Consider the following 2,951-nt stretch of genomic DNA (forward strand, 5'->3'; position numbering starts at 1 on the left):
AATACTCTAAACAGTCTTCATCGCTTTGAAACCGCCTGTGAAATTCAATTGAATTTAAACCCATATATAAACCTTTTCCCATTTGGCAAAGGTAATAAAAGCCCTGCGCTCTAAACGCCTATACCAATAATTTAATTGTTCATTTACCTATTTGCGAAACGGCGAAACATCGTCTAAAGCTCTTCTAAATTAGGGAACTAATCGCCGGAAATTTCGCCGAATAAATTTCGAATTCTCAACTCACAAAATTAGCACTTTATTGACTGATAAAAAAATGATTTATAATGCATTTTTAATGTGTTGAATAGTATTTTCATATTCGGCATTTGTCAAATAAATTTTCTGTGGATTCATTTCAAAAATTCCACCATACTCAAAACCATCTTTATATTTAGGCACTAAATGAAAGTGAAGATGCGGCAACTTATCGGAATACGCTCCGTAATTCATCTTTTCGGGAGAAAAAGCATTTTGAATAGCCTGAGCTGCCTTACAGACATCAGACATAAATGCGTTACGATCAGCCTCACTTAATTCAAACAATTCATTTACATGCTCTTTGTAAGCTATCACACAACGACCCGGATGACTTTGTTCTTTAAACAAAAAAAGGGTGGATACACTTAAATCACAAATTTCTATCATTAAACTTTTTTGCAACTCGTTTCGCTGACAATAAAGACAATCCATTGATTTATTCATAATAACATTTTAACTATTAATTAGTATACAAAAAAAGAAAGCAGTGCAAATTATTTTTCACTGCTTTCAACTATCTTTAAAATTTTCAGACTTTGCTTTCTTCCAAAATTCGTTTAGCTAAATCAAGAATTAATGTATCATCCAACATAACTAAACCTCCATCAGGTCCCGGTTCAATATGTACGCCGACACTTCTTCCATCTTTATAGTTGTGACCGCCAAAATAATTACGAACTGTTTCTTTTTCCAGACCAAGTTCTTGTGCGATCTTGGTCATACTACCACTTGGGAGCGAATCCTTCACTTTACGAAGGTCGTTGAATGTTATCGTTTTCGTCATGTCAATAAGTATTAGTATTGTTAGTAAAATTGTGTTTCAAATTGTGCAATAAACTTAGTGAAATATTTTTAATTCACAAAATTTTTTATACAATTTTTTGAGAATTAATCATTTAGAAAACTATTTAATTTTTTATGTGTTTAATTTTCAATTTATTACAGAAAACGCATGATAAGTTGATAAAACTTCAAAATCACGGGGTTATTATTTCAATCTTTTGAATAAGCTTTCTGCAATTCTAGATAAAAATTGATAATGGTTTCAATACCTTTATAAAACAAATCCAGTGGAAAATTTTCATTTGGTGAGTGTATTGCATCAGATTCAAGCCCGAAACCCATTAAAATAGGTTTTACTTTTAGCACTTTTTCGAATATAGGTACAACACCTATGCTGCCCCCACGACGAACCGGCAATGGCTTTTTGCCAAAAACTCTCGTATAAGCATTTTCGGCTGCTTTATATTCTACAGAATCAATCGGACACACATAACTTTCAGCACCGTGTAACACATTCACATCTAAACTTATATAATCGGGCGCAATTTCCTTTAAGTAATTTTCGACTAACTGTGCAATTATTTCATGATGTTGATGAGGAACCAATCTGGTAGATAGTTTTGCAAAAGCTTTCGAAGGTAAAACAGTTTTTGCACCTTCTTCAATATATCCGCCCCAAATTCCACAAACATCCAATGTCGGTCTTATTCCTGTTCGCTCAAGCGTACTGTAGCCTTTTTCTCCAAAGACATCCTTTATGTTTAAATTTGATTTATATTCATTTTCATCGAAAGGTATTTTTGCGATTAAACTTCTTTCATATTCCGACACCTCTTCAACATCGTCATAAAATCCCGGAATAGTAATCCTACCATCTTTATCGGTAAGTTGGGCTAATATTTTTGCAAGTTCATTTATCGGATTTGCAACTGCACCTCCAAAAATTCCCGAATGTAAATCTCGTGAGGCAGAAGTCACTTCTATCTGAAAATAAGCTAATCCTCGAAGTCCGGTAGTTATGCTAGGCATTTCTGCTGACAACATACTGGTATCTGACACCAAAACAACATCACATTGGAGCAACTCTTTATTTTTTACACAAAAATCCTCAAGACTGGGTGAACTGATTTCTTCTTCTCCTTCCAATAAAAATTTCACATTGCACTTCAACTGCTTTGATTTTAGCAAATATTCAAATGCTTTGGCATGCATAAACGACTGACCTTTATCATCATCAGCACCACGAGCAAATATTTTTTCATCGCGTATTTCCGGTTCAAAAGGTTTTGACACCCACAAATCGAGCGGTTCTGCCGGCATCACATCGTAATGTCCATAAACCAAAACGGTAGGAAACTTGTCATCGAGGATTTTTGACGCAAAAACCACCGGATTGCCTTTTGTTGGCATAATGCTAATTTTTTCAGCACCTGCATCATCTAACAACTGACTCCATCTTTCGGCACACTGTTGTATCTCTTTATTACGATGACTATGAGCACTAACACTTGGTATTCTTATTAAACTGAAAAGTTCTTCAATAAACTTGTCCTTGTTCCCTAAAATGTATTTTTTAATTTCTTCCATAGCATTTTACTTTTAGATTATGATTAATATTTAAAATAGTTTTGACACCCTATTTTTAAGTTTTTGTTCGTATAAATAGATAAAGAAATACTGTTCGTATTTAAACTTTTTTTACTCTTTAAGAAAGAGAACAATAAAGTTACAAAATCAGATTCAATTATCCGATATAAAAGATTCATAAATAAATAAAAAACGAGTATCAGGTATTATACCTAAACAAAATATTTTGATAAACAGGGGTTTTGCCCCTAAAACCCCACTTACTTTTTTGCCTTGACGCAAAAAAGTAAGCAAAAAAAGTCAAGACTACGCCCGCTTTGCTC

The 2,951-nt window shown here is 33.5% G+C and carries 3 protein-coding genes; all 3 read right to left on the reverse strand.

Going from position 1 to position 2,951, the window contains the following annotated elements:
* Positions 1 to 279 precede the first annotated feature (279 nt).
* The gene (locus PHR76_RS13065) at positions 280 to 702 is read right to left on the reverse strand and encodes an HIT family protein (RefSeq protein ID WP_300063593.1); all 423 of its coding nucleotides are present in this window, start codon (positions 700 to 702) and stop codon (positions 280 to 282) included.
* A gap of 85 nt (positions 703 to 787) precedes the next feature.
* Entirely contained in the window at positions 788 to 979 is a 192-nt protein-coding gene (locus tag PHR76_RS13070; protein WP_300063596.1) for a hypothetical protein, read from the reverse strand.
* Positions 980 to 1,251: 272 nt separating this feature from the next.
* On the reverse strand, positions 1,252 to 2,628 hold the full coding sequence (locus tag PHR76_RS13075; RefSeq protein ID WP_300063598.1) for a dipeptidase: 1,377 nt from the start codon (positions 2,626 to 2,628) through the stop codon (positions 1,252 to 1,254).
* Positions 2,629 to 2,951: the final 323 nt, after the last annotated feature.

Source organism: Flavobacterium sp., assembly GCF_028689845.1.
Taxonomy (GTDB): domain Bacteria; phylum Bacteroidota; class Bacteroidia; order Flavobacteriales; family Flavobacteriaceae; genus Flavobacterium.